The 19,827-nt window shown below is 37.4% G+C and carries 22 protein-coding genes and 1 rRNA gene; 10 read left to right on the top strand and 13 right to left on the bottom strand.

Features of this window, described 5'->3' with window-relative positions:
* Together D569_RS0111675 and D569_RS0111670 are read right to left on the bottom strand one after the other, a co-directional pair.
* A 16S ribosomal RNA gene (locus tag D569_RS0111675) occupies positions 1-86 on the bottom strand; the annotation flags it as partial.
* Between the two features lie 406 nt (positions 87-492).
* Complete coding sequence (locus D569_RS0111670; protein ID WP_018932603.1) at positions 493-1,365, bottom strand: nucleotidyltransferase-like protein; 873 nt, start codon at positions 1,363-1,365, stop codon at positions 493-495.
* A gap of 216 nt (positions 1,366-1,581) precedes the next feature.
* Here D569_RS0111670 and D569_RS0111665 point away from each other — a divergent pair, with 216 nt between their 5' ends.
* The gene (locus tag D569_RS0111665; RefSeq protein WP_018932602.1) at positions 1,582-1,941 is read left to right on the top strand and encodes a YgzB family protein; all 360 of its coding nucleotides are present in this window, start codon (positions 1,582-1,584) and stop codon (positions 1,939-1,941) included.
* A gap of 78 nt (positions 1,942-2,019) precedes the next feature.
* Here the strand turns inward: D569_RS0111665 and perR are convergent, their stop codons facing one another.
* From perR to D569_RS0111645, 4 genes are all read right to left on the bottom strand, one after another.
* Positions 2,020-2,469 carry a peroxide-responsive transcriptional repressor PerR gene (gene perR, locus D569_RS0111660; protein WP_018932601.1) on the bottom strand — a complete coding sequence of 150 codons (450 nt, stop codon included), beginning with the start codon at positions 2,467-2,469 and terminating at the stop codon, positions 2,020-2,022.
* Between the two features lie 178 nt (positions 2,470-2,647).
* Positions 2,648-3,205 carry a cob(I)yrinic acid a,c-diamide adenosyltransferase gene (locus D569_RS0111655; protein ID WP_018932600.1) on the bottom strand — a complete coding sequence of 186 codons (558 nt, stop codon included), beginning with the start codon at positions 3,203-3,205 and terminating at the stop codon, positions 2,648-2,650.
* Between the two features lie 144 nt (positions 3,206-3,349).
* Positions 3,350-3,817, bottom strand: a complete 468-nt coding sequence (gene bcp / locus D569_RS0111650) for a thioredoxin-dependent thiol peroxidase (RefSeq protein WP_018932599.1) — start codon at positions 3,815-3,817, stop codon at positions 3,350-3,352.
* A gap of 63 nt (positions 3,818-3,880) precedes the next feature.
* A complete protein-coding gene (locus D569_RS0111645; protein WP_018932598.1) occupies positions 3,881-4,294 on the bottom strand; it encodes a potassium channel family protein in 414 nt (137 codons plus the stop codon).
* 99 nt (positions 4,295-4,393) lie between these two features.
* Between D569_RS0111645 and D569_RS0111640 the strand changes: the two genes are divergently transcribed.
* The 5 genes from D569_RS0111640 to D569_RS0111620 all read left to right on the top strand — a co-directional run bounded on the left by D569_RS0111640 (position 4,394) and on the right by D569_RS0111620 (position 10,227).
* Positions 4,394-5,089, top strand: coding sequence for a response regulator transcription factor (locus D569_RS0111640; RefSeq protein ID WP_018932597.1), 696 nt, complete (start codon positions 4,394-4,396; stop codon positions 5,087-5,089).
* Positions 5,090-5,091: 2 nt separating this feature from the next.
* The gene (locus tag D569_RS0111635) at positions 5,092-6,096 is read left to right on the top strand and encodes a sensor histidine kinase (protein ID WP_018932596.1); all 1,005 of its coding nucleotides are present in this window, start codon (positions 5,092-5,094) and stop codon (positions 6,094-6,096) included.
* A 115-nt stretch (positions 6,097-6,211) separates the two neighbouring features.
* Positions 6,212-6,988 (top strand): ABC transporter ATP-binding protein, encoded by a 777-nt coding sequence (locus tag D569_RS0111630; protein WP_018932595.1) that lies wholly within the window; start codon positions 6,212-6,214, stop codon positions 6,986-6,988.
* Positions 6,963-8,870, top strand: coding sequence for an ABC transporter permease (locus D569_RS0111625; protein WP_018932594.1), 1,908 nt, complete (start codon positions 6,963-6,965; stop codon positions 8,868-8,870). Before D569_RS0111630 ends, D569_RS0111625 begins: the two co-directional genes overlap by 26 nt.
* Positions 8,871-8,937: 67 nt before the next feature.
* Complete coding sequence (locus D569_RS0111620) at positions 8,938-10,227, top strand: glutamate-1-semialdehyde 2,1-aminomutase (protein ID WP_018932593.1); 1,290 nt, start codon at positions 8,938-8,940, stop codon at positions 10,225-10,227.
* 287 nt (positions 10,228-10,514) lie between these two features.
* Here D569_RS0111620 and D569_RS0111615 read toward each other — a convergent pair whose 3' ends face one another.
* Complete coding sequence (locus tag D569_RS0111615; protein ID WP_018932592.1) at positions 10,515-10,871, bottom strand: DUF2512 family protein; 357 nt, start codon at positions 10,869-10,871, stop codon at positions 10,515-10,517.
* A 113-nt stretch (positions 10,872-10,984) separates the two neighbouring features.
* Here D569_RS0111615 and D569_RS0111610 point away from each other — a divergent pair, with 113 nt between their 5' ends.
* Together D569_RS0111610 and D569_RS0111605 are read left to right on the top strand one after the other, a co-directional pair.
* Positions 10,985-11,221 carry a hypothetical protein gene (locus D569_RS0111610; protein ID WP_018932591.1) on the top strand — a complete coding sequence of 79 codons (237 nt, stop codon included), beginning with the start codon at positions 10,985-10,987 and terminating at the stop codon, positions 11,219-11,221.
* Between the two features lie 12 nt (positions 11,222-11,233).
* The gene (locus D569_RS0111605) at positions 11,234-11,746 is read left to right on the top strand and encodes a DUF3231 family protein (protein WP_018932590.1); all 513 of its coding nucleotides are present in this window, start codon (positions 11,234-11,236) and stop codon (positions 11,744-11,746) included.
* Positions 11,747-11,786: 40 nt separating this feature from the next.
* On the opposite strand, the gene bcbE is transcribed toward D569_RS0111605, so the two are convergent.
* The gene (bcbE, locus tag D569_RS0111600; RefSeq protein WP_018932589.1) at positions 11,787-12,998 is read right to left on the bottom strand and encodes a bacillibactin exporter BcbE; all 1,212 of its coding nucleotides are present in this window, start codon (positions 12,996-12,998) and stop codon (positions 11,787-11,789) included.
* Between the two features lie 187 nt (positions 12,999-13,185).
* On the opposite strand from bcbE, the gene D569_RS0111595 reads away from it, so the two are divergent.
* Positions 13,186-14,274, top strand: a complete 1,089-nt coding sequence (locus D569_RS0111595; protein ID WP_018932588.1) for an FUSC family protein — start codon at positions 13,186-13,188, stop codon at positions 14,272-14,274.
* A gap of 29 nt (positions 14,275-14,303) precedes the next feature.
* Here D569_RS0111595 and D569_RS0111590 read toward each other — a convergent pair whose 3' ends face one another.
* The 5 genes from D569_RS0111590 to mutY form a co-directional block, all read right to left on the bottom strand.
* Positions 14,304-16,055, bottom strand: a complete 1,752-nt coding sequence (locus D569_RS0111590; RefSeq protein WP_018932587.1) for an ABC transporter ATP-binding protein — start codon at positions 16,053-16,055, stop codon at positions 14,304-14,306.
* Between the two features lie 28 nt (positions 16,056-16,083).
* Positions 16,084-16,611 carry a nucleoside tri-diphosphate phosphatase gene (ntdP, locus tag D569_RS0111585; protein WP_018932586.1) on the bottom strand — a complete coding sequence of 176 codons (528 nt, stop codon included), beginning with the start codon at positions 16,609-16,611 and terminating at the stop codon, positions 16,084-16,086.
* A gap of 234 nt (positions 16,612-16,845) precedes the next feature.
* On the bottom strand, positions 16,846-17,232 hold the full coding sequence (locus D569_RS0111580; RefSeq protein ID WP_018932585.1) for a hypothetical protein: 387 nt from the start codon (positions 17,230-17,232) through the stop codon (positions 16,846-16,848).
* Positions 17,233-17,284: 52 nt separating this feature from the next.
* Complete coding sequence (locus D569_RS0111575) at positions 17,285-17,461, bottom strand: gamma-type small acid-soluble spore protein (protein WP_018932584.1); 177 nt, start codon at positions 17,459-17,461, stop codon at positions 17,285-17,287.
* 127 nt (positions 17,462-17,588) lie between these two features.
* Positions 17,589-18,650, bottom strand: coding sequence for an A/G-specific adenine glycosylase (gene mutY, locus D569_RS0111570; protein WP_018932583.1), 1,062 nt, complete (start codon positions 18,648-18,650; stop codon positions 17,589-17,591).
* A 56-nt stretch (positions 18,651-18,706) separates the two neighbouring features.
* On the opposite strand from mutY, the gene D569_RS0111565 reads away from it, so the two are divergent.
* Positions 18,707-19,693 (top strand): metal-dependent hydrolase, encoded by a 987-nt coding sequence (locus D569_RS0111565; RefSeq protein WP_018932582.1) that lies wholly within the window; start codon positions 18,707-18,709, stop codon positions 19,691-19,693.
* Positions 19,694-19,827 lie beyond the last annotated feature (134 nt).

Below are 19,827 nucleotides of genomic sequence, written 5' to 3'. Positions count from 1 at the left end.
GATCAGACAAGCTTCCCGCGCTCGACTTGCATGTATTAGGCACGCCGCCAGCGTTCGTCCTGAGCCAAGATCAAACTCTCAATAAAGTTGACTTGTGCTCGCTTCTAAAAGCTAGCTTTTGTTTCATGTTTAAAATCATACTGGTTGTTTTGTTCAGTTTTCAAAGATCAATGTGACTGCCGTTTTTTTGCGACAGCTTTTATATCATATCATCTCACCTAATTGATGTCAACAACTTTTTAAAATTTCTTTTTTGCTTGCTGTTGAAAGATGATATTTTTGTGTTGCGCCGTTTCAGCGACGATTAATAATATAACACGCTTTTTAATAAAGTGTCAACAACTTTTCAGCATTTTTTTATTTCTTTATTCTTTTTCGTGATCATAGCCCTTCTTTAGCATCAACATCAACAGTATATGCCTTCCGTTATAATGTGTGAATAAAAAAGGACGTCCATTATATTATAGAAAAAAAGCAGAAGCATAACAGCTTCTACTTCTTCCTAACTTGGTATTTACGATGACGTATTGTTGTACTTTTAGTTTCTTCTAATACTACTTCGATTATATCCTTCGAAACTAAATACTCCACTACACTTACTAAATCATACATATAGGGAGTTACATCCGGATGTGTTTTTAACTCACCAAATCCCCAAGGTGTATTACGTGTTCCCATCACCTCTAACAAATGGGCTGCACATGCTTCTGCTCGTTGTTTAATCGCAAAATCCATTGCTAAAAGCATCAGTTCTACTCTTTTATTCATTTCCTCTGTACTTCGAACTAATTCTTCATATAACTTATACACTTCCGGATCAATCCGTTTTATTTGATTCCATACCATTACTTCTGGATGGTAGCCTTTATCCAAAATGGTGATTCTCCCTAAATAATGTAGGGAACGTAACAGTCTGCTATAAGCATCCAAGTAATTGCCAGATTCGAATAGATCTCGCGATTCAATATAGCTTCTTGTTAGCTTGGAAAACTCAATCGTTAAGCGTAATTTTCTGTTATCACACGGAAATACCCGTAATGTTTCCTTTAAATTTGCCAAATATTCGTTACGGTCATAGATGATTCTTCCATTAATAATCCATTCTACCGCTCTTCTATAGATACTTTTCTCAATCCATTCTTCTAATAAATCGCGGTCAATAACATGTAATGCTGCTGATTGTTCTCCAAACTCATAATGTTTTACGAGCCATTTCTCTTCTAATCCTTTTACAACTACTAACAAAATCGAGTCAAAATTATCTGTCTCCGGGCTGATTTTTTTCTTTTTCTCCATAATCAGTATGCCCATTGTGTTACGGTTACTAGCTCTTTCTTGGTAAATAGGACGTAAAATATCCTCCAATTGATTCTCCCCCTCTAATCCTTTCATAATTAATAATTCGATAAAAATTAGCTAATCCCTTTCCATGATCGTAATTTTTTAGATTTGTTACTTTTTACCCAATAAGCTGCGCTTGCAAACAGGTATTATTTGACATCAGTATTTCGACCGCAAGCATTTTCATTACAAATATGCTATACTACAATCGATATACACTATTGTTTTGGAGGAAGTTCTATGGCGGATATTACATATAAAAGTAAAATAAATAAAATCAGAACCTTCGCATTGTCTTTAGTTTTTATCGGATTCATCATTATGTATGTTGGTTTACTCTTTAAAAATATCGGATGGCTGATGCTAGTCTTTATGATATTAGGAACTATGGCAATCATCTTCAGTTCAGTCGTTTATTTTTGGATCGGCATGCTCTCTACCCGAGCCGTACCTATTATATGTCCAAGCTGTGAGAAACCGACTAAAATGCTCGGGCGTGTTGATGCTTGTATGCATTGTAAACAGCCGCTCACATTGGACAAGGATCTGGAAGGAAAAGAATTTGACGAAAGCTATAATTCAAAGAAAAAACGCCGCTAAGTACTAGCGACGTTTTTTTACTATACAGATAATAATGGATAAAAAACACACGAGCAAAGATGCGTCGTGTGTTTCTTTTTATACGATTTGATTTTTCTCTTTTTTACATTCTTGACAAACACCGTATACTTCCATTCGGTGATGGCTTACATCAAACCCAGTAATCTGTTCTGCTAATGACTCGACTTCATCAAGGCTTGGATAGTGAAAGTCAACGATCTTCCCGCAATTGTCACATATAATATGATAATGCTTAGATGTGTTACAATCAAAACGACTTGATGAATCTCCATATGTCAATTCACGAACAAGACCGATTTCGCGAAATACACGTAAATTGTTATAGACAGTTGCAACACTCATATTAGGAAATTTTCCTTCCAATGCTTTATAAATATCATCAGCAGTAGGGTGAGTTTCAGCATTCAACAAATATTCCAACACCGCATGACGCTGTGGTGTAATTCGAACGCCTGAAGATTTTAATTTATCTACCGCTTCTTGCAGCATATGTTCAGACACCGCCATGCACCTCACTTTCTCCTACAAATTGTAATATCTCAGTGTGCTCATTAGTACTATTTTACAATAGTACCACTATTAACACAATTATTACTTTATAATTCTTATAATTAGTGTACTCTCTATCTACTTAGTCTGTCAATATAAGTATACGAGTTACCAATAATTTTATGCTAGTCCTTTATTAAATATCCGCTTTTAACTGTTTTTCTTCGACGTTTAACTGATGGTTTACTGTTCGTGCCACGACAAACAAATAATCGGATAAACGGTTTAAATATTTGATCGCCAGTGAGTCCTGTAATTGATCCTGTAATCCGACAGCCATCCGCTCTGCTCTTCTTGCTACCGTTCTTGCATGATGGAGTGAACTTGCCGCAGGATTTCCGGATGGTAAAATAAAATTGCGTAATTCCGGAAGATCCCCTTGCCATTTGTCGATCTGTTGTTCTAAAGCATCAATGTGACGTTGCTCCAGCTTCCATATCACTTCTTTTCCTTCTGGTGTTGCCAGCTCTGAACCGACGTGGAACAGAATCGTTTGCAGATAATGTAGTTGATCTATTAAGGTAGCTTTTGCCTGAAAGTCCTCTTGTTCGATAAAACTGATTGCTTGTCCGATGACAGCATTGACTTCATCACAAGTACCGTATGCCTCTACTCTTGCATCATTTTTTGGAACACGTTTTCCATATATTAGCGATGTTTCTCCTTGATCGCCTGATCTTGTATAAATACGCATGATATTCCCTCCTTTAATGGTATTTAGTTAAGTGAAACCAGCAAACCGGAATATTTGAACAGCTTGTCCACCACTCCGGCTGCCCACTTTCCTTACAAGGAACAAAAAAGTGCAAGCACATTTTCGTGCTTACACTTTTCGCTCTTACAATTCTTCGCGAATGTAGTTTAATGCTTTTTCGACGTGTCCTTTTACTTGAACATTGCGGAATTCTTTCTGTAAGACGCCTTCTTTGTCGATAATAAAGGTAGAGCGAACAATCCCCATATATTCTTTACCGAATTTGTTCTTTAATTGCCATACACCAAATTGCTCTGCTACTTCCTTATCTTGATCGACTAATAATTCAAAAGGTAGATCGTGCTTGTCGATAAATTTCTTGTGGCTCTCTTCTGAATCCGGGCTTACACCAAGAATAACGGCATCTAAGTCCTGAAAGCTTTCATAATTATCACGGAAATCACACGCTTCTGTCGTACAGCCTGGTGTGTCATCTTTCGGATAGAAATAAAGCACGACATTCTTGCCTTTATAATCGGAGAGTTTTACTTGTTCCCCTTTGTTATTCGTTAATTCGAAATCTTGTAGAGCTTGTCCTACTTCAACTGTCATGATTGAAATCCCTCCATCCATCATTGTTATCTCAAGCGTATCTGAAATTGACGGAAGTCTCAACTAATATACATTACGTTGCCCTTTACCTTGCCATATTTTCAGAAAAAAAGCCGGCGGTAATATATAGCCGATTAATGATTCGATTAGTGCCAACAACCTACCCCAGCCGACAGGTGTTATATCGCCATATCCAACAGTCATTAAGGTGACACCACTAAAATAAAAAGAATGCGCTAATGTTTCAAATGGCGGTAATTTTGTCAGTTTACCATCATCCAGTAATAAGACACCTTGAAAGGATAAGACGAAATATAAACAAGCAAATGAGGTGAGGACAGTAAAATAAACTGCAAGTAGTGTATAAAAAATTTCATAGGAAAAATAACTACGTTGATGTGCCTTTCCGAAAATAAATGCATATAAACTTCCTATTAATAAGATGACAATTAATAGAATCGAAATAACTGCAACCATAACTCCCCTCCCTAATCACGGGCTGTAATATCCTGATGAAACTCTCACTTTATATTTTCCTATTTTTAGTATACGATGAAATAGTAGGAGTGATGACGAATGAGACGTATTTATATTGTCGAAGATGATCCAAAAATTCGTGATATACTGGCAAATTTCTTACAAAAATATGATTATGAAATAGCTTCAGTGAACGATTTTGATCAAATCCAAGAGGAATTCCAGGACTATCAGCCACACCTTGTATTATTAGATATTAATTTGCCAAGATTTGACGGATTTTACTGGTGCCGCAAAATCCGGGCCATTAGTAATTGTCCAATCATTTTCATCTCGGCCCGTGACAGTGGCATGGATCAAGTCATGGCAATTGAAAATGGTGCAGATGATTACATAACTAAACCATTTCAGCTCGAAGTCGTGCTCGCGAAAATCAAAAGTTTGATGCGTCGTGTTTACGGTGAATATCGTGCTGACAAAAATGCAAACTTGATTGATGTCAACGGTTTGCAGCTAGATGCATCCACTTTTATCTTATCGTTTGAAGATCAACAGTGTTTGTTAACGAAAAAGGAATACTTATTAGCCCAAGCACTAATGACACAAGTAGAAAAAATTGTTTCGCGGGAATTTTTATTAGAACGATTGTGGGATGATCAAGACTTTGTTGATGATAATACACTAAGTGTCAATATAACGAGACTACGAAAGAAGTTAACTGATTTAGGAATAGAAGGCGCATTGAAAACTATTCGTGGCGCAGGCTATAAATTAGAACAAGTCTGGGAGCGTTGAACATGAAAGATTATCTAAAAGATCAAATAGGTTCGATTATTTTCTTTTATTCCCAAATGATGATCGTGATCATTGTCGCACAGCTTGCCAGTTCTTTTACTGATTCAGGAATTAATAAGGGCGATGTTTTCTATATGTTCATTATCGTTACTTTTTTCCTGCTTGTATATCATACTTATCGTTACACTAAATATCGTGACATCTATCGTTATACGATTGATGATGCGACAGAGTCTGCCTGGCTGCCGAATACTCCTGATTATCTTACTACGCAATTAAGAAAACATTATGAGAAACAATATAACAGTTATAAAGAGCAAGTAGAACAATTACATGCCGAGAAGAAACAAGAGAATATTTTTATGCAACAATGGATCCATCAGATGAAAACGCCGCTATCTGTGATGCGCTTAACATTGGAAAAGGAAGAACATAATCTGCCAGTACAATTCAAGCAAGATATGGATGAGGAACTAGACCGCATCAAACAAGGATTGCAACTTGCCTTATACCAATCTCGCTTACAGCAATTTGAACGAGATTTTCATGTCGAAAAAATTGGCTTAAAAGATTTAGTGCATTCCATTATCCAAGAATATAAATCAAGCTTTATCCGTAAGCGTGTCTATCCCAAAGTTGAGATTGATCCAACATTACATATCTATTCTGATCAGAAATGGCTTGGCTTTGTGCTCGAGCAAATTACAGCTAACGCGATTAAATATGCCAGTAATACGAACAGCAATATTGTCTATCAAGCATCTGTATGGGAAGGTGCCATCGAGTTAAAGATTACCGATCATGGAATCGGAATACCGAAGCAAGACTTGAAGCGAATTTTTGATCCTTTTTTCACTGGAGAAAATGGGCGCAATTACCGCGAATCAACTGGCATGGGATTATTCCTTGCTAAACAAATATGTGATTCGTTAGAACATCAACTAACAGTAAGTTCAGAAGTATCGAAGGGAACAACATTTACAATTCGATTTGACCCTTCACAATAGAAGTCTTACAAAAATGTAAGATTTCTTTTTTGTTTTGAAAGAATAATCAATAGGTGATGGAAGGTAACCTGTTTATAATGAGAGTTAAATGATTCCCTGAAAGGATGAACAGATCATGAGTCTATTAGAGGCAACGAATATTTCAAAAGTATATGGCAGTAAACGTGGCATTGAACATAAAGCAATCGATAATATTTCACTTTCGATTGAAAAAGGAGAATTTGTTGGTGTAATGGGGCCTTCTGGTAGTGGTAAAACAACACTACTCAATGTTCTGTCAACCATTGACCGCTTATCCGCTGGCACTCTTACAATTAATGGAGAAGAGATCACCCGTCTGTCAAAAGGCAAACTTGCTAAGTTCAGACGACGGGAAATGGGCTTTATTTTTCAGGATTTCAATTTATTAGATACCTTAACGATCGCTGAAAATATTATGCTTCCACTGACATTAGACGGTTGGAAAGTAAAAGATATGGAAAATAAATTAGCGCAAATTGCTAATCAACTTGGGATTGATACGATTTTACGTAATCGCAGCTTTGAAGTATCAGGTGGGCAAATGCAACGGGCCGCTATTGCCCGGGCAATTATTCATGAACCGACGATAATTTTCGCAGATGAACCTACAGGCAACTTAGATTCAAAAGCTTCTAGACAAGTGATGGACGCCCTATCACAATTAAATAGTCAGAAAGAAGCAACTACGTTAATGGTGACACACGATCCTTTCGCAGCAAGCTTCTGTGAACGAATCCTGTTCATTAAAGATGGCAAAATATTTAATGAACTCCATAAAGGTGATAATCGGCAATCCTTTTTCCAAGAGATCTTAAATGTACAGTCGATGCTAGGAGGAGATACCGATGACCTTCAGACAGTTCGCATTTAATAATGTTAAACGTAACTCCCGGCAATATCTCAGTTATTTCTTTAGTTGTATGTTTTCGGTAGCCGTATTCTTTATATACGCGGTGATTATGTTTCACCCGGAGATCGCTAATTATGATTTTCAAGATACTGTCCAGGGTGGTATTACAGCTGCTGAAGTCATCATTTTCAGCTTTTCTTTTTTGTTTGTACTATATTCTACAGGTGCTTTCATTAAATCCCGTAAGAAGGAATACGGTATTTTAATGACACTTGGTATTAGTAAGAGCCAGCTAAATCGCCTGTTAATTTTAGAAAATACGATAATTGGATTAGTGTCCATTATTACAGGGATACTCGTTGGTATGCTGTTTGCCAATCTATTTATTATGGGCTTTTCCAGCCTGCTTGGTCTTGAGGATTCATTAGGTTTTCAAATTTCATGGAAAGCACTCGCCTTAACATTTGTCAGCTATTTTATTATGTTTGAATTGAATTCATTAATCGTTGTATGGACATTAAGGGTTAATTCAATCGTTCATTTATTTCAAGGTGCCAAAGCACCGAAAAGAACACCTCGATTTTCTTGGATACTTGCTACAATTGGGATTGGACTCGTCATCGCTGCTTATTATTTAGCATGGACATCGGATATGGCGTCGATCGGATACCGGATGATGCCTATCCTAGCATTAATTATTCCAGGTACTTATCTGTTATTTACCCAATTCTCGGTGTTATTTATCCATCTTCTTAAGAAAAATAAACATCTTTATTTTAATAAGACAAACTTACTAACTGTTTCGGATTTAGGCTATAAATTAAAAGATCATGCTCGTCTATTGTTTTTCGTTACCATATTAAGTGCTGTAGCCTTTACTGCTTCCGGAGTTATGTACGGTATGTTCGAAAGTGCCGAAACGGAAGCTACAGCTAATATACCGCAGGATGTCTCTTTCATCAGTAAAGGGATAGACAATATCGAAAAGATGGATGAGGAAATCAAGCCATTTACGACAGCACTTGAAGAAGAAAAAATTGATTATCAGTCATTAGCCGTTGACCTTACCCAAGCAATGGTAACGAACAATGACAGGGAAACACGGGTGAACCTGCTATCCTATTCAGATTATCAATCTTTGTTAGCATTAAATGAGGAAGAAGCAACTCGGGATTTAACAGATGATAAGGCGATTGTGTTGACCTTTTCTTATGAAATGAGCTTCTCCAATCCGATAGCCGGAGAATTAACCTTACAATCCGAAAATTATCAGGAAACGGTACAAGCAGATAATGCTTTATCCATTGTGAATTCTAACTTCCATACCGGTTACACCGTCGTTGTCAGTGATCAACTGTATGATCAATTTGCATCTGTTGCTGAACCAAATGAGCATTATCGCTATCTTGCCCTAACCGTTGATGATTGGGTAGCGAATGCAGAATACATTAGGGAACATGTAGAACAAGTTGATTCTGACATTGTAGGGGGATCGGATAAAGCGAGTTCATACCTAGTTTTAAGGAACACCTTATCCTATGCATTATTTTTCGGAATGTTTATTAGTGTTCTTTTCTTCCTTGCGGCTGGATCGATTCTCTATTTCAAAATATATCAGGATCTAGATAAGGATATTAGACAATATCAGGCATTGTACAGAATTGGACTCACTATAAGTGAAATGAAAAAAATTGCGACAAAACAAGTTGCCTATTTGTTTTTTATACCATTTATCCTAGCGGTAATTCATGCTGGGTTTGCTTTTAAGGCATTACAAAATATGTTGGAATCATCCGTTTTACTGCCAAGTGTCACACTGATTAGTGGTTATTTATTGGTATATGTCATTTACTTTTTCTTCATTCGCGGATTGTATATTCGTAAAATTAAACATGTGATGTAAGCTGTTTTTCCCTCTGTGGTTAAAAGTGCTATAATAATAGTTGCATTTTAATCATGGAGGTTTTTTCATGCAATATACACAATCAGAAGCTTTACATAAAGAAGCACAGCAACATATTGTTGGAGGAGTCAATTCGCCATCCCGTGCTTATAAAGGAGTTGGCGGTGGCACACCTGTCTATATGGAGAAGGGCGAAGGTGCCTATTTCTGGGATGTCGATGGTAATAAATATATCGATTATTTAGGAGCTTATGGTCCGATTATTACTGGTCATGGTCACCCACATATTACAGAAGCCATTCAACGCGCTGCTGAAAATGGTGTGCTCTACGGAACACCGACGAAACTAGAAAATATTTTTGCTCAAAAGTTAAAAGCAGCGATCCCATCGTTAGACAAAGTTCGTTTCGTTAATTCTGGGACAGAAGCAGTGATGACAACTGTTCGTGTGGCTCGCGCCTACACCGGTCGTGAGAAAGTTATTAAATTTGCTGGGTGCTATCATGGCCATTTTGATACCGTATTAGTACAGGCAGGTTCTGGTCCTTCTACGTTAGGAAACCCTGACTCTGCTGGTGTAACAAAAGCGACTGCAAAAGAAGTGATCACCGTACCTTTTAATGATATAGAAGCATTTAAAGAAGCTCTGAATCACTGGGGAGATCAGATAGCAGCAGTCCTAGTTGAACCTATTGTCGGCAACTTCGGGATTGTCGAGCCTGAAGAAGGATTTCTACAACAAGTAAATGACCTTACACATGATGCTGGTGCTTTAGTTATTTATGATGAAGTAATTACCGCATTCCGTTTTACGTATGGATCAGCCCAAAAACTTGTTGGTGTTGAACCAGATATGACCGCGATGGGTAAAATCATTGGTGGCGGACTGCCAATTGGGGCATATGGTGGTAAAGCAGAAATCATGGAACAGGTCGCACCACTTGGACCAGCATACCAAGCAGGAACAATGGCTGGGAATCCAGCATCGATGTCAGCTGGGATTGCTTGTTTAGAAGTACTTGAAGAAAATGGTATCTACGACAAGCTTGATCGATTAGGCGCAATGTTAGAAAAAGGGATGCTTGAAGCCGCTAAGAAACACGGCATTGATATAACTATCAACCGCTTAAAAGGAGCACTAACTCTGTATTTTGGTTCAGAAAAGATAACCAATTATGCTCAAGCGGAGGCTACAGATGGCGATAAATTTGGGCAATTTTTTAAATTAATGTTGAATCAAGGCATCAATCTCGCCCCCTCTAAATATGAGGCATGGTTCTTAACGATTGCTCATACCGAAGAAGATATTCAAGAAACAATTAAATGTATTGATCACGCATTTGGTGAGATGGCCTAAGCTATTTGATTTTAAATGAAGGACAAAATTTGCGAATTTCGCATCTTTTGTCCTTCGTTTTGTTTATTATGGAGAGAGTTGATAGTAAATCATGAAAGTTGATAATAAAATACCTAGACTAGCTTTTAGCTTCTTACCCTATTCTACATGAAGAAAAACGGAGCAAAACCCGCTCGAATAAGTGGAGCTACAGGTCAAACACAGGAGAGAAAGTGGGTCACCGTTGCTGATTCTATACTTTCTTTCTATATAAGAGAGGTGTAGTGGAAACTACACCTCCTATTTATTTAAGCTGGAGCTTTATCAACATTTCCAGAACGGATTAAGAATCGGTGTAGCAAGTACTCACATACACCTAAAATGATTGATACGACTAGAGCTCCTCCGAATGAAACATAGGCGCCTGCAAATATATTGGAAATAAAATAGAGGATTAAAAACGCTGTGATTAGATCGAGGACAACACTTGTCCACAAAGTTCCACTATTCAACAGTGCATATTCTAAGGCCAAACCACTTCCTATTAATAGTAAAATAATCAAAAACGGTTGCCACATTGCCCCGTAATTAACATGATCCGACATAAACATAGCTAGCAGCAACACAATTGGTACTGTTACTATTTTGACAATTAAGCTTATCACTCTTATCACCTCCTCTATATTGTTTGTTATCTAAATGCTTTTATTCACACGCATAGTTTTATACCAAGTACACAAAATAACTATGTATCAAAATACGAAAGGATGAACAAAACATGCCTCATCAACAACAAGTTCAGCAAGCACTACAACAAATTACACAAATCGCACAGCAACTAGAACAACAAGAACAGCAAAATGCTCAACAACTACAGGGACAAGCTCAACAACAAGCTGGAGCAAACATGGGTGCTGTTCAACAAGGAATGGCCCAAACAGAGCGTAATGCTGCTCAACAGCTGCAACAAATTCAGCAACTTTGTCAGCAATGCCAACAACAGTTAAATCAATAAAGGAGGGAAATCATGGGCATTTTATCAGGTGATCCCAAAAAACAACCATTACATTATGGTGAAATTGCAAGCATTTGGGCATATTTATTAGCTACAAAAAGTAACTATGCCACATACCAAACATTTCAGAATCATTGTGGAGATCAAGATCTAAAGAAACAATTGGATGATGGTATTTCCTTAATCAAACAAGAAAGTGAACGAATTGAGGAAATATTAAAAGTAAATGGTATTGCCTTACCACCTTCTCCACCGGAACGCTCATATGCAACATTAGAAGATATCCCGGTCGGAGCTAGATTTAATGACGCGGAGATCAGTGCAGCAATCTCAGCAAATATCGCCAAATGTCTTGTAGCTTGCAGTACCATTATTGGACAATCTACACGTGAAGATATTGCCATGCTTTTTGGTCAATTCCATATGAATCAGGCTCAAGCTGGAGCGAAAATGCTGCGATTAAATAAAGAAAAAGGCTGGTTAATCACGCCACCATTACACACTAATATCCCTACCAAACAATAAACATAACACCCCCGTTTCAATCAAATGAAACGGGGGTGCTTTATGATTGACTGCTTTCCTCTGCACTTGGTTTAATTGCAAAAAAGGTAATCAAAATCGCAATTGCACTCAGCCCTGCTAAAAAGTAATACATCCAGTCAGGATTTTTTTCAATAAAAATAGCGATTATCGGTGGTCCAGCAGCAACACCTAAAAAACGCATGCTGCTGTATAATGACGTTACCGTTCCTCGAACATCTTTTTTTACACCTTCTGTAATCAAGGCATCTAATGTTGGTAAGGAGATTCCGATCCCTATTCCTGCTATTGACAACATGATCGAAATATACATCATCGTAACATCAGGTTTAATAAATAGCAGGGGAACTCCCCCTATTAGATTTCCAATCAAAATTACCCATTTCATCACGATTTTACTTTTGCCAATTTTCTTTCCTGCTACATAGGATGCAATACATAAGAATAACAATGGTATAGCAAGGATGGAACCTTTGATGATTCCTTCCATCTGATAATCCTTTTCTAACAATGTAGAAAAATGAAATAAAAATCCAAATAGGACAAACATGTTGATACAGCCAATAATAAAAGTACTGATCAGCCATTTTCCATTGTCATGAAATACTTTCTTGATCAATTGTAAAAAGTTCTTAAAGGTTTGTTTCTCCTCTTCGTCACCCTCTTTCGGTGGTTTAACCAACAACATCACCAACAGAACCGAAATCGCTGAAAAGATCGGGATAAATAAAAACGGTAAATACCAAATGAAAATAGCAAGTGCTGCACCAATGATTGGACTTAAGACTTTACCGAATGTATTTGATGTTTCAATGATCCCTAATCCAGCACTTACATCCTTTTCATCGTCAAACATGTCTCCAACAGTGGGAATGACAACTGGAAAGGCACCGGAAGCACCGATACCTTGTAAAAAACGACCTATTAAAATAACCATAAAAGGGTCTGCCATTTTCCATGCTGCAAAAGCAGAAATAAGTCCACCTATGCCGGTAATAATAAGGCTCGGTATCATGACTTTTTTCCGCCCGATTTTATCAGATAAATAACCGGCTAAAGGAATCAGAAGAATGGCCACAATCGAATATACAGTTATAATCAGGCTTGATTGAAAAGATGTAATACCTATTTTCTTTTCGATAATCGGAAGAATTGGGATTAACATAGAATTGCCCAATGTCATCACTAGTGGTATTGATGCTAATGCAATGAGATCTAATTTTTTATCTTTCACGTTTTTCCCTTCCATCCTACGGTTATATTGTACTATGTCTATTGTTCACTTCCACTCATTTTTCATACTTGGATTTTTCCGGTACTTTATGACGTGTTAACCATTAGAGGATGAAGTCTCACTTTATTTCACCGAAAATGGGGAAACTGTTATACTGAAGATGACAAATTTTAGAAGGAGGGTTTTTATGAAGCTTGGTGCTCGGATCCTGAAAACTGGTTTTGCAATCACTGTTGCACTATATATTGCTGATTTAATTGGAATTGAAGCTGCTACATATGCTGGTATTGCTGCCGCTTTTGCGATCCAGCCGAATATATATCGTTCGTTTCAAACCATGCTCGAACAGATTTATGCTAATATTTTTGGTGTCGGTATTGGAGCTATGGTTGTATTCGGACTAGGCAATGACCCTGTTGTAATTGGTTTTGCCATTATTATTGTTATTGCTCTTTGTATGTATTTTAAAATGAATGAAAACACGATTGCCTTAGCCATTATTGCTGTTCTTGCGGTAATGGAAACAACCGAAATGTTGTTATTACACTTTGCCGGTGTTCGTTTTTCTGCATTAACATTAGGAATCCTCTCAGCATTTATGGTGAATATGTTATTTTTACCACCAAAATATGAATTGCGTTTATTCAAGTCGATCGATCAGATCACCTCTGATATTTTACAATGGTTACGGATTTCTACCAGACATTTATCAGATGATCCTGCTTTACGTACCGAGATTGACCGGATTGAAACAGAAATCCGTCATATTGATCATACATACTTATTGTTTAGTGAAGAAAGAATTTATTTCAGAAAAACTAGAATGCCGAAAATGCGCAAATTAATTATTTTTAGGCAAATGATTAATACATCGAAAAAGTCATTAGCTACTTTATACGCTTTCCATCAATACGACGATAAAGTCGAAAATATTCCGAAAGAATTCCAAAATGTTTTAGTGGATGAATTAGATAAAATCATCTACTCCCATGAGCGCTTGTTGCTAAGTGCGATGGGTAAAATCAAAAAGAATCCTACGAAATCAATAGAAGAAATTACCGATCCTGATATTCCACATCTTGTCGAAACACTTATCCATGTGTATGAACAAGATGATAAAGATAGGCTCTCGCTATTACCGCTTGCATCGCGACTGATGGAATATCATAAAGAAATCCTCCATCTCCAGCGAATATTAAATAGTTATCAAACATTTCACGAGCACCTCGACTTCAACTTTAAGAGAAAAAACAGAAAAATCCTTCCTTATCCATAGAAAAAACCATCCGCTAGCTACGGATGGTTCTAGTCATTATCTAATTCTTGCACTTGATATAAATTATAATAATGGCCCTGCTCTTGCATTAACTGCTGGTGTGTTCCTTCTTCAGCGATTTCACCATTTTCAATTAATACGATTCGATCAGCATGGGTAATCGTCGATAATCGATGGGCAACGATAAAAGTAGTTCGGTCTGACGCTAGTTTTTCCAATGCTTCCTGAATTAAGTGCTCACTTTCTAAATCAAGTGCTGACGTTGCTTCATCTAAAATCAATAATGGCGGATTTTTTAAGAATACACGGGCAATAGCAATTCGCTGCTTTTGTCCGCCTGACAGTTTTACCCCTCGTTCCCCGACTAACGTATCATAACCATTCGCTAAGTCGGTAATAAACTGGTGGGCATTGGCAGCTTTAGCAGCCGCTATTACTTCCTCATCAGTTGCATCAGGTTTACCCATTCGAATGTTCATCGCAATCGACTCACTAAACAAAATATTATCCTGTAACACCATACCAATTTTATCTCTTAGTGAGCGTGCTTGCACATAACGAATATCATGACCATCGATAAGAATCCGTCCACCTGTTACATCATAAAAACGTGGAATCAAACTGATAATCGTTGACTTTCCACCGCCACTCATACCAACTAAAGCGACTGTCTCTCCCTGCTTAACATCTAGCGAAATATCCCGTAAGACCATTTCTTCCTCTTCTTCATAGCGGAAAGATACATGGTCAAACTCGACTTTTCCATCGACTCTATTCAATGGTTTTGCATTCGGTTTATCTTTAATATCATACTTTTCATCAATAAATTCAAAAACACGATCCATGGACGCGATCGATTGAACTAGTACGGTTGATGAACTGATTAATCTCCGCAATGGACTATAAACACGATCCATATAACCAACGAATGCCGCGATTGTACCTACTGATAAATCAGATGTAATCGCAAAATATCCGGCAAATCCAATGACTAATAATGGTGCCAAGTCTGTAATAGTATTCATAACTGCAAAAGTTTTCGCATTCCATGCCGTATGATCAATTGCACGGTCTAAGAAATTCTGGTTTTGTTTGTCGAATTCTTTTTCTTCATAGTCTTCCAATGCAAAACTACGTGTGACAGGTATTCCTTGGACACGCTCATGGAGGTGACCTTGTACTTGAGCTAATGCTTGGGACCTTTGTTTCGTCAGACTCCGTAATTTTCCATAAAAAATCTTCACGGATATGGCATAGAGCGGGAATAACGCTATTGCTACAATCGTTAACCATACATCCATGAATAGCATAATTCCGATCGCAATCAAGATCGTAATCATATCAAGCCAAATATTCATTAAACCTGTCATGACAAAATTCTTGGTTTGCTCGACATCGTGTATTACCCTGGAAATAATTTCGCCAGTTTTCGTGCGTGAATAAAACTGCAAGCTTAAACGTTGAATATGATCAAATAATTTTTCTCGGATATCATATAAAATTTTGTTCCCTGTCCATTGTGCTAAATACTGACGATAATATTCAATTGGCGGACGAAGAACGATAAATAAAATTGCAGCGATTCCCATTAACCAAAATAATTGCGATAATTTTTGATCAGGCGTTAACCCGTCAGCACCGATAATATCATCGATTACATACTTCACAATTAAAGGCATTAAAAGAGGGATACCGAATTTCACGATCCCTATCAATACCGTAACTAAGATCTTCCACTTATAGGGGAAGACAAATTGCATATATCTTTTTATACTGTCCAAACCTGTTTCACCTCTTTCGATGTTGCGATTAGCGATAGGTTAAATATAATTCATACCATTGGTCCACAAACTCTGGTGAAAATGGTCCCTTTCGCTGTCTTACCCAGTGTAGGAGATGATCGACATTGTTCCATAATATTTTATCCAAAACTTTTGGATAATTCATTTGACTTTTATGCAACTCATATTCATCCTCATCCAATAGCGTATATGTCATATCTGGAAATACTTTTACGTCTAAATCATAATCTATATATTTCACCGCCTGGTCTTCGAAGACAAATGGCGAGCTAATGTTACAGTAATAATATATGCCATCATCGCGTAACATTCCGATTACATTGAACCAATACTTCGCATGAAAAAAACAAATCGCCGGCTCTCTCGTTATCCACGTGCGACCATCACTTTCCGTAACTAATGTTTTATCATTTGCTCCAATCACGCGATTACTTGTTCCTTTCAATACCGTTGTTGTATCCCAGACACGATGGAGCTGACCATTATGTTTATAGCTCTGTATTTGAATTGATTTTCCTGGTTCTAGGCCATCCATTCGTATCTTCCTTTCTTTTATTTAGTAATACTAATTATAACGATAAATATTTACAATTGAAAATAATACAATTGGAATGGTCTATTTAATAGGGGAGGAAAGGTTATCGGTAGTAGGGCGTTCGCAAAAAGTCTGCTAGTTTTGGGCAGTCGGGCGAGCAAGCCTTTCTCTACTAATGAGAAAGGCTTGGCTTATCTCTTCATGTTTTAGCAGAGGGCACTTCCTTCGTTTTAATTATTCTGGTAAGAGTTTCTCGAAGACACTTTTTTGCTGGTTTCCCCTCTTTTTGTACTCGAGGGCGCTTCTCGAAGACACTTCTTGCTGATTTCCCCTCTTTTTGTCCTCGAGGGCGCTTCTCGAAGACACTTCTTGCTGATTTCCCCTCTTTTTGTCCTCGAGAGCGCTTCTCGAAGACACTTCTTGCTGATTTCCCCTCTTTTTGTCCTCGAGAGCGCTTCTCGAAGACACTTTTTGCAATTTTCCTCTCCTTTTGTCCTCGAGAGTGCTTCTCGAAGACACTTTTTGCTGGTTTCCCCTCTTTTTGTCCTCGAGAAAGCTTCTTGAATCTTCTGTGCTGAGAGGCAGTGGTATATGTATTTCGTAAACAGTTATTTTAGACACAAAAAACTTGACTCTCCACATGGAAGAGCCAAGTTTTTTAAAGACTGTATCATTATTTTTTGTTTTGTTGAGACTTTTGGTTTTGCTGGCGAACCTCTTGTGCATCAGTTTCGCTAGCAAACTCAGTACCGAATTGTCCTTGACCTTGTGCAGCTTGTTGATTTTGGCGTTTTACTTCAGCAGCATTTGTTTTGCTTGGGTTTGCTTGGTTATTGTTACGTTTAGCCATCAATATCACCTCCACGAACATTAATTTACCCATGATGATTTATTTTATCCAAAAAACATCAATTTTTTTGTGGAGGTTAAGAACGACTATTCTATTATGAAGTTTCCTTTACAATCAGCATATTTTGCTATAATTGTTTATAAATATTTTGATGAGATACTGGTAATGGATATTGTTTAATTTCCTCTTTCGTTAAATATTCCATATGTCCAGGTAATGACATTTCACCTTTTACAGTTATATACTTCACATTCAAAAACCATGTTAAATGAGAAAAAACATGCTTCACCGGCTCAAGATCATTCATCTCTACTACTTCTACTTGAAATTTCTCTTGTATATATGCTGATAGATGTTTTTCATCCACTTCATCCGCTTTCACCATTGGAAATTGCCATAATTGAGCCAATAACCCTTGATCTGGTCGTTGTTCCAAAAGATAATTGCCTGTATCATTTTGAATAACTAGTACAAAATAAGTATGTGATGATTGTTTTATTTTATTCTTCTTAATTGGTAATGACTGTTCCACACCTTCACGAAATGCGATACAATGTTCTTGCACCGGGCATAATAAACAACTCGGATTTTTCGGTGTACAAACTAATGCACCCAGTTCCATTAAACCTTGGTTAAAGGCAGACGGGTTTTCTTCTGAAATCAATTCCCGAACCGCTGCTTCAAATGTTTTTCTTGTTTTAGGCTTGGCTATATCTTCTTCAATACGTAAAACACGTGATAGAACTCGCATGACATTACCATCAACTGCTGGTTCTGGCTTATTAAACGCAATACTTAATATCGCACCTTTTGTGTACGGACCAACACCTTTTAAGTCACCTAATTGTTTTGGATTATCCGGTACTTTAGCATCATATTGTGCTACTACTTCTTTCACGGCAGTTTGTAAATTACGAGCACGAGAGTAATAGCCAAGGCCTTCCCATGCTTTTAATACCTTTTGCTCATCGGCTTCCGCTAAAGCTGTTAAAGTCGGAAAATGCTCCATGAAGTTTTGAAAGTATGGGATAACCGTATCAACTTTTGTTTGTTGTAACATAATCTCTGACACCCATACTCGATACGGGTCTTGATTCTCTCTCCATGGTAATTGTCGTTGTTCTTTCTCGAACCATGTGATTAAATCCTCTTGAAATTGGGGTATATTGATAGTAGACGTATATTTCACAGTTATTCATCCTTCGTGATACAATATTTAAATAAGACAAGAAAGGGGCAGCTATGATGGACACTGGTACTCATATTACAATGGGTATAGCCTTAGGGGGCATTGCAACATTAGATCCAGTTGTACAACAAGATACGACCCTTTTTACCGCAGTAATGGTTGGAACGATAATAGGGTCACACGCACCAGACTTTGATACCGTACTAAAACTGCGTGATAATGCCACATATATCCGGCATCACCGGGGTATTACCCACTCCATCCCGGCTGTTATTTTCTGGGGTATCCTTATTTCCGCGATCATTCATTCGTTTGTCCCAGAAGTTAGTTTTATTCATTTATGGCTATGGACATTTCTTGCCGTCTTCCTACATGTTTTTGTTGATATATTCAATGCTTACGGTACACAAGCGTATCGGCCCTTTACAAAAAAATGGGTAGCGCATGGCTTTATCAGCACCTTTGATCCGTACATTTTCAGTCTACACGTCATCGGGATCATTGCATGGTTGCTTGGCGCTAATCCTGGCTACACCTGGTTAATGATTTATTTTATTATTGTATTGTATTACATTAAACGGTATATCGACAAGCGGGAAATTGTAAAGATGATTCACGAAAATTTTGACCATGTCGAACAGATTGCTACTTCTCCGACTATCAAGCAAAATGTCTGGAGAATTGCCTTAACAACTGATCAACACTTTTTTGTTGGAAAAGTGAAAGATGGTCATATCGAAATTGATGATAAATTTTATCGGGTACCACTACCTGATGATCCGATTATGAAATTCGCAATGAAAGATAAAAACATCTCTGCGTTTCTATCTTTTTCACCGATTTACCGTTGGGAAATCAATATGTATGATGACTTTACCGAGGTACGATTCATTGATTTACGTTACCGTTCAGAAGGGCATTATCCCTTTGTTGCGGTCGTTCAAATTGATGACAATATGAGAATTATGAATTCCTATACAGGTTGGGTATTCTCCGAGAAAAAATTACAGGATAAATTAAATTTAGATGGTAATACAGTGTGAGAAATTTCTTCACCGACAAGTACAAAATTTATGAAGATTTTAATTAAATCACTGAAAAGGAAGAAGAATATCTGATATATTTAGTCGTCAGCTTGCTATGAAGGACACTTTTTAGGATTTTTACTTTTTCTGTC

It is taken from the genome of Gracilibacillus lacisalsi DSM 19029, assembly GCF_000377765.1.
GTDB lineage: Bacteria > Bacillota > Bacilli > Bacillales > Amphibacillaceae > Gracilibacillus > Gracilibacillus lacisalsi.
This window is presented reverse-complemented; position numbering and strand designations above follow the sequence as displayed.

Coding starts and splice junctions, on each gene's coding strand:
- D569_RS0111665 (WP_018932602.1), top strand. CDS start 1,582: ATGGCGGATATTACATATAAAAGTAAAATAAATAAAATCAGAACCTTC.
- perR (WP_018932601.1), bottom strand. CDS start 2,469: ATGGCGGTGTCTGAACATATGCTGCAAGAAGCGGTAGATAAATTAAAA.
- D569_RS0111655 (WP_018932600.1), bottom strand. CDS start 3,205: ATGCGTATTTATACAAGATCAGGCGATCAAGGAGAAACATCGCTAATA.
- bcp (WP_018932599.1), bottom strand. CDS start 3,817: ATGACAGTTGAAGTAGGACAAGCTCTACAAGATTTCGAATTAACGAAT.
- D569_RS0111645 (WP_018932598.1), bottom strand. CDS start 4,294: ATGGTTGCAGTTATTTCGATTCTATTAATTGTCATCTTATTAATAGGA.
- D569_RS0111640 (WP_018932597.1), top strand. CDS start 4,394: ATGAGACGTATTTATATTGTCGAAGATGATCCAAAAATTCGTGATATA.
- D569_RS0111635 (WP_018932596.1), top strand. CDS start 5,092: ATGAAAGATTATCTAAAAGATCAAATAGGTTCGATTATTTTCTTTTAT.
- D569_RS0111630 (WP_018932595.1), top strand. CDS start 6,212: ATGAGTCTATTAGAGGCAACGAATATTTCAAAAGTATATGGCAGTAAA.
- D569_RS0111625 (WP_018932594.1), top strand. CDS start 6,963: ATGACCTTCAGACAGTTCGCATTTAATAATGTTAAACGTAACTCCCGG.
- D569_RS0111620 (WP_018932593.1), top strand. CDS start 8,938: ATGCAATATACACAATCAGAAGCTTTACATAAAGAAGCACAGCAACAT.
- D569_RS0111610 (WP_018932591.1), top strand. CDS start 10,985: ATGCCTCATCAACAACAAGTTCAGCAAGCACTACAACAAATTACACAA.
- D569_RS0111605 (WP_018932590.1), top strand. CDS start 11,234: ATGGGCATTTTATCAGGTGATCCCAAAAAACAACCATTACATTATGGT.
- D569_RS0111595 (WP_018932588.1), top strand. CDS start 13,186: ATGAAGCTTGGTGCTCGGATCCTGAAAACTGGTTTTGCAATCACTGTT.
- ntdP (WP_018932586.1), bottom strand. CDS start 16,611: ATGGATGGCCTAGAACCAGGAAAATCAATTCAAATACAGAGCTATAAA.
- D569_RS0111575 (WP_018932584.1), bottom strand. CDS start 17,461: ATGGCTAAACGTAACAATAACCAAGCAAACCCAAGCAAAACAAATGCT.
- D569_RS0111565 (WP_018932582.1), top strand. CDS start 18,707: ATGGACACTGGTACTCATATTACAATGGGTATAGCCTTAGGGGGCATT.